Origin of the sequence: Halomonas sp. NO4, from assembly GCF_010994375.1 — a bacterium.
Taxonomy (GTDB): Bacteria; Pseudomonadota; Gammaproteobacteria; order Pseudomonadales; family Halomonadaceae; genus Halomonas.
This window is the reverse complement of the sequence record NZ_WHMA01000065.1, coordinates 1-6,466: the sequence shown is the minus strand read 5'-3', so window position 1 is coordinate 6,466 and position 6,466 is coordinate 1. Positions and strand designations below refer to the sequence as shown.

The window sequence follows — 6,466 nt, the reverse complement described above, 5'->3', positions numbered from 1 at the left end:
CCTCCGAAAAGCAATCTCTGCACCATCGCGAACGACCTTCCACTTATCGAAGGTGAGAAACTGATTAAATGAGGCGATGTGGGCATCCAGCTCGGGAATTCTCACGATGAAATTGGCCGGATTGAACACCGTCCGAATGCACTTATCTAGCTCTGGCGTTCCATTAATCGCTTCTAGGCGCTGATCGGTATACATCCACCGGGACGGGAAGCCTTGACCATACGAATCATTGAAGCCGAGACGATTGAAAAACTGTACAAGCTTAGGGCCCGAACGGTATTCGGTCTCCTCGTTGATTAGTTCCCGCAGTTTTTCCAAAGATGTTGGGCTGAGATTCATATGACTACTATGCTTTCCGAGACACATAGCAGGTATTAGACCGCGTGCCTGATATTTCACTTGAACGCGCAAGCGTTTTTAACAATGTTATGTTGCACGCTCGAACACATTGCATCCTATTGAGTCCCTATGTATTAAGTATAGCTAGGCAGTATAACACAGACCATCGTGGAAGCTGCATAACACGGATCGAGGTGGCCGCAGCCACTGCCCAGTTGTCGGCTTTGGGTCGTCATCTGACGCACATTGTTCATCAGCATAGACTAACATTCCTCATTCGGCCAGAAGCGGCCATTGAGATTTACCTGATATATAACGCTTGGCTTTGCGGCGTGCCGGAACGAAGCGTAGGTACGTCCGCCAACAGCCACTTGTTAGCATTTCTTTAGACTTTTAGGTAAAAATGCGTCAATTTCCTCATCGGAAAAGGTCATATCTTCAAGATTTTTCAAGGCTTCTTGTGCTTTTTTATATCCCTTGAAGTTAGTGCTGGGCGCACCTGAATATAGAGCATGTAATTCGGTCAATAAGTCATCTCTTTTTTCTCGCACTTCCTCTTCAGTGCACGAAGTGGAACGTAAGTCGGTCAGAAGCGAGAGGTACTGCTCGCGAATCAGCCACAGGTCAGCTGCAGCTTGACGGTGCTTCTGCGCCAATTGACCAAGATCATAATCTTTTGTGTAACCATTCAGAACAAGTAAAGCTACAGAAACTATACCACCAGCAATCGCTCCCACTTCCCCAGTTCCAAAGATTATGGATACGAAACCGGCTGTACTAAGCGCAGACAGCACAATTTGTGCAATCTTTATATGGGAAAGCCGATTCAAAAGGATGTCCGCGCATTTCTCATGTGTTTTATGCGAATAAACGACACGGCCATAGCATTCCCGGATCTGCTCTTCAAGGTATGCCTGGTCTTCATTGTTAGCTTGGGAATTTTGTTCCAAAAATCTCTCTCCAGCTCTGTTTTGCTGACCATTCACGTTTAGGCTCTGCCGACTCGTGCTTACATGCTTCTATTGCTATATTACAACATCGCCTTGCTTTCCACTGGAACAAATCTTTTCCATAAACGTACTGTCCACTACCGGGGGCCTTCCAATACTCCTTCGTTCTATCTTGATTTGCCATAAAATCGAAAAAGTCGCGACACATCCAGTCATAGTATACAAAGGACTTATCTTTATACTGCCAATTTTCAATAAACTGGTAGGCCAACGTATCTATCAGCAAGCCACCTATGGGAACATCCCATTTTCTTTTCCAAATGCGCATCATTCTACAAAGCCAAACCAAGTTTTTGTTGCATAGATTATTTCGCACCCTAATCGCTTCAATTTCCGGTTTTGGGTTGGTGATACGCCAACGTCCACCGTTATTTGCATCAGGATATGTGTAGCTTTCATCCTTGTTAACAAAAGCAGGAACAACCTCGTAGGTCAGACCATCGTCAAATGGAACCAGAATTACTTGACCATCACCACGAATTTTAGTTGTCGAGTAGGTTCGCTCTATAGAGCGTTTTACTTCCTGTAGCAATGCGGATTGGCCATTTCCATTGTAATTGTTGTATCGCTCATAAACGCTATATGGCAAACGAAATAGCATATCGAGATCACTAAACCCTCCCACAGCAGTGTTTCTGCCATAAGAGCCGACATAGAGGCTGTGTGAAGTGTCAGAGACTGTATCCCAGAAATCAGTGTTCAGCCTTCTTGTAATAGCTTTATATCGTCTTGATATTGAGTCCTTGTTGTTGACCTTTATATTTCCACAAAATGTACTAAACCAATCTCCTACGGCCATAGTTACTCCTTGCTAACGTCTTGGGTAAGCCGTCGGAACGGAGTGCAGCGTAGTACTGGTCGGCTTCACCCACTGGTTACACGGGCTTTACCACCGGTCACGCCACCATTGCTTTTCCGACAACGCCTCCTCCAATGAAGGCTCCTTTCCTGATCCATCATTGAGGCTAAGAATTGTTGCAATTGTCATTGTACCGACGGGCTGGGATTCGTCGGCTTTTCTACTGTTCATTAAATGCTGGAAGACAGTTTTCTCCACCCCTTTCGGGAAGGTCGTCTTTACACGCTTCAGTATTGGTCTAATGGTATCTAGCACTTCCTGGCCATATTGAACCGCCTCGTCTCGAGAAGGTATTTTTCCCTTGTGAATTACTTCGTTTCGAAACGTCGTCTGTTTCGGTCTAAGCAGCGAAGGTTTTTCGGTAAAGCATTTCAGATACAAAAAAATGAAGGCTCCAAGCTGCCGTTCTGACTGTGATGAGACCTGCTTCCAAGTTTCGGCCACTGTAGCCTCGTCTAAGCCATCCTCCAATAGGACAGCCTTCACAAAGAACTCGTAGAAACGTTCGAGGCTCGACGTAAAAGAGGCAACCGCCTCTCGGTAGTAACCGTCAAGAACCGCGTAAGCACCGAGATCAAAAAGCACTTCAAACTTTTGTTCTTGTAACACCGTTACCGTCGTATGGCCTTTTTCACAGGTGAATTCATAACGGCCATCGTCTCTAAGCTCTACGTACTTCGGGTACGGAGGATGACTATTGCCTTCGTCACTGAAGGTACATTGCATACAGGTAAACGGTAATCTCAAATCAGGAACTCCAAAATTTTATGAACAACGCTCCGTATAACGCCCGACTCACGCGCCGGTTTGGAGCCGCTAAGCGGCGGAAAAACGGTCGCTGTGCAGCCGATTGTTATGCATTTATCTCGTCATAGTTCGGGCAAGGCAATGTATTACTTCTTTCCCATCCTCATATGCTTGCACGACCTCACCGTAAGTAGTTGTTGAGTTCATCTTTCCTTCGTGAGCGAAATCATTGCGCCACGTGATCATATTTGTGTAGGAGCTTTTCATATCCCTTCGATACAGTTGCAGGTGCGACCTAGAAACACTCTGTAGGTTTTTCTTAAACCTTTTCTGATATTTTTCTCCGAATCTGGATATGTACTCATCATGTATTACTTTTATCTTTATTTTCCCATTAATCCGAGAGAAGTAAGACTCAGTAAAATTGCCAAGGACTTTATGCTTTCTCTTGGCGAAATCAATAAATATTTCCTTTACTGCCTGCTCATATACAGTTACAGCGGCAACTGAAACAAAGCCTACATACTTTGCCTTTAGAAGCGGATCTGGAATATCAGGCATCACTGTGTTTAGATGAGAAATCACGTCATCAGCATGCCGAAAGTGATTTGCATAGCTCATCTAACCACCAATTAAAATTTCTTTAACGCGTGAAATTCGATTAACAACCGTTTTGGTGTCAGTGGTGTTAACGCTCGTATCTTCCAAGAATTTGTCGTCATGAGTAAGTTTCTTATACTTTTCTGAGAGACTTACCTTAGACAGCTTGGAGTGGTTCTCAATCAAGACTGACATTACTGAGTCGAGCGCCGAAACATTTAACGGGCCTCTTAAGTTAAAAGGCTTTTCTCCAATCTCAGAAACAACGTACTCCGTAACTTTTGGGAAAACCTCCATAAATTTGACTACCTTCTTCGAATCACCAGATTGATGCTTTTTCATTGCTAGGTTAAGGAACTCTTTCATGGGCTTTTCGTATTTATCTCCTGCTCCTACCAAGGAGAAAACCCTTAATAATAGCTCTACATCTTTCTGGTGCTTGTCTAGATTCGGTCGTCCCAAAATCAGTCGCCAGTTAGGATCTTTATTCGCCTCTTTTAGCAGCTTGCTAAACTGACCTTTAAAAACACAATTTCGTATCTCCTGTGGTTTTAGCGGGGTACCACCCGTGTTTAGTCTTTCAAAAATATGGTAGGCACTTGTACTTTCTCCAATTGGGTTTAACTGCCTTATGTTGATAGCTCTTAACACAGCTTGTTTAAGTTTCCGTTGATCGGATTCATTCAGATCCTCAAATCTCTTTCCATTATATGGATTACCTTCACCCAAGCCGGAAAGCCTAAATACCTGTCTTTTCCCGTGAGTGCTTTCTTTGCCGAAGTAACCCTCCATAAAAAAAACAATACTCAATATCCTCTGCTGCCCATCTATAACAAGATTCTTATTTTCATCATCTATATAGAAGAACACTGGTGGAACAGGAAGACCAGTTAAGAACGAATCCACCAACAAAGAGGACTGCTTAATTCCCCAGACAAATTCTCGTTGATAATCGGGAATCTCTATGTCCTCGTCTTTCCACATCTGGGCGATACCAGACAAGGTATAATCCGAAGGGTAGCTTGCAATATCATAATGAATCGCAACCTCGTCTTCTTCGGTTTCATCCTCAACCTTTACGTCATCTTCAGCAAAATTAGTGCTCATATTTTACCCTTTCAAATTTATATTTCATAACAGTTGTATTATGTAGCATACTCCATATTCCACTTGAACGTGTATGCGTGTTCAATAATGTTATGCTGCACGCTCGACCACCTCTCAACCTATTGAAATTCCTTGGTATTGAGTATAATTCGGCTACATAACACCGATCATCGGGCATGCTGCATATCCCCAATGAACGTGCTCGCTGCCTTTCTGGCATGTCGGCTTTGGGTCGATATCAGACATGCCCCCAGAGCCGCAATGCGGATCCATGTCCTCGAGGAGTAGGGCTGTCATTACGCATACCCTTGCTATCCCAGCGACTCAGTCAGGTTAGCACCATCATCGTATGGCTGCTTGCGACCTTCGTGGAGGATGGGCTTGGCAGGCTTCTCACGCTATCTGGTACTGTATAAATATCAGGTACAGAAAGGAGCCCACCATGCCCCATTCCAAGCTCATCCCGGCTCAGCCGGAACCGCCGGCCTTGCCCCTACCCTATCCGCTGCCTCTCACACGCGCCGGGCTATCGGGCTTTCCCAGTCCCGCCCAGGACTACGAGGGGCGCACTCTGGATCTCAACGAGAGGCTGGTGAAACGGCCGGCATCAACCTTCTTCATGGCCGTCACCGGCGACAGCATGGAGGCGCTGTGCATTCATGCCGGCGACCTACTGGTGGTCGATAGCGCCATCGAACCACGGCCTGGCCACATCCTGGTGGCGTCGGTGGAGGGAGAGCTGGTAGTGAAGCGCTACGAGGTGCTCGGCAACCGTCCCTACCTCTCTTCGGGCAATCCCCGATACCGTCCCATCCCAGCTGCCGACCTGGAGTGCCAGGCCTGGGGGGTGGTGCGAGCGGTGATCCACGAGTATCCGGTCTAGCTGGAGGCGAGTGCCCATGATCGGACTCATCGACTGCAACAACTTCTATGTCAGCTGCGAGCGGGCCTTTCAACCACGGCTGGCGGGCGTCCCGGTTGGCGTACTCTCCAACAACGATGGCTGCGTGATCGCGCGCTCCAACGAGCTCAAGACGCTGGGCGTGGAAATGGGTACCCCGGCCTTCGAGCTGCAGCCGCTACTGCGCCAACGACGTATCGAGCTGTTGTCGTCCAACTATGAGCTCTATGGCGACATGTCCTCCCGAGTAAAGCAAGTGCTGGAGGAATTCTCGGCGGGTGTGGAGCCCTACTCCATTGATGAGATGTTCGTACGTTTCGATGGCTTCGCCCCAGAGCAGCTACATGCCCATGCTCAGGAGCTGTTCACCAACGTACGCCGATACACCCATATCCCGGTCAGCGTGGGGATCGCACCGACCCGCACGCTAGCCAAGCTGGCCAACCGGGTGGCCAAGAAGCTGCCGATCTACGGGGGTGTCTGCATTCTTACCCCAGAAACTACAAAGTGCGAAGAACTGCTGCAGCAGATAGCGCTCGGTGACGTATGGGGCGTCGGGCGCCGCCTAGTCGAACGCTTGGCGCTGCTCGGGCTGCATAGCGCCCGGGATCTGGCCCAGGCCAATCCCAAGCAGATCCGCCGGCGCTTCTCGGTCACCCTGGAACGCACCTGCTTGGAACTCAAGGGAATTCCCTGCATCGAGATGAACGACCCCGGCGAGGCCCGTCAGCGGATCATGACCTCGCGTTCCTTCGGGCGCCTGACCGATTGCCATGTGGAGATCCATCAGGCCATCCGTCAGTTCGCCCAACGCAGCGCCGAGAAGCTGCGCCAGCAGGAGAGTGCAGAGCGACAATCAAGATGAGAGTCACGCGACAATCACGATGAGAAAGCCGAGACCTT

At 48.0% G+C, this 6,466-nt stretch carries 8 protein-coding genes; 2 read left to right on the top strand and 6 right to left on the bottom strand.

Going from position 1 to position 6,466, the window contains the following annotated elements:
• From FEF15_RS18825 to FEF15_RS18800, 6 genes are all read right to left on the bottom strand, one after another.
• Positions 1-339 (bottom strand): hypothetical protein (locus tag FEF15_RS18825; protein WP_205598592.1); only part of this gene is annotated, 339 nt, incomplete at its 3' end.
• Between the two features lie 374 nt (positions 340-713).
• Positions 714-1,289, bottom strand: coding sequence for an SLATT domain-containing protein (locus tag FEF15_RS18820; RefSeq protein ID WP_163560955.1), 576 nt, complete (start codon positions 1,287-1,289; stop codon positions 714-716).
• The gene (locus FEF15_RS18815; RefSeq protein ID WP_163560953.1) at positions 1,267-2,148 is read right to left on the bottom strand and encodes a nucleotidyltransferase; all 882 of its coding nucleotides are present in this window, start codon (positions 2,146-2,148) and stop codon (positions 1,267-1,269) included. Before FEF15_RS18815 ends, FEF15_RS18820 begins: the two co-directional genes overlap by 23 nt.
• An 87-nt stretch (positions 2,149-2,235) precedes the next feature.
• Complete coding sequence (locus tag FEF15_RS18810) at positions 2,236-2,934, bottom strand: hypothetical protein (RefSeq protein WP_163560951.1); 699 nt, start codon at positions 2,932-2,934, stop codon at positions 2,236-2,238.
• A 135-nt stretch (positions 2,935-3,069) separates the two neighbouring features.
• Positions 3,070-3,576, bottom strand: coding sequence for a HEPN domain-containing protein (locus FEF15_RS18805; protein WP_163560949.1), 507 nt, complete (start codon positions 3,574-3,576; stop codon positions 3,070-3,072).
• Positions 3,577-4,662: a DUF262 domain-containing protein gene (locus FEF15_RS18800; protein ID WP_163560947.1), complete on the bottom strand. Its 1,086-nt coding sequence runs from the start codon at positions 4,660-4,662 to the stop codon at positions 3,577-3,579. It abuts the gene before it with no gap.
• Positions 4,663-5,104: 442 nt separating this feature from the next.
• Between FEF15_RS18800 and umuD the strand changes: the two genes are divergently transcribed.
• Together umuD and FEF15_RS18790 are read left to right on the top strand one after the other, a co-directional pair.
• Positions 5,105-5,545 carry a translesion error-prone DNA polymerase V autoproteolytic subunit gene (gene umuD, locus FEF15_RS18795; protein ID WP_163560945.1) on the top strand — a complete coding sequence of 147 codons (441 nt, stop codon included), beginning with the start codon at positions 5,105-5,107 and terminating at the stop codon, positions 5,543-5,545.
• A gap of 16 nt (positions 5,546-5,561) precedes the next feature.
• Positions 5,562-6,428, top strand: coding sequence for a Y-family DNA polymerase (locus FEF15_RS18790; RefSeq protein ID WP_163560944.1), 867 nt, complete (start codon positions 5,562-5,564; stop codon positions 6,426-6,428).
• The last annotated feature ends 38 nt before the right edge of the window (positions 6,429-6,466 follow it).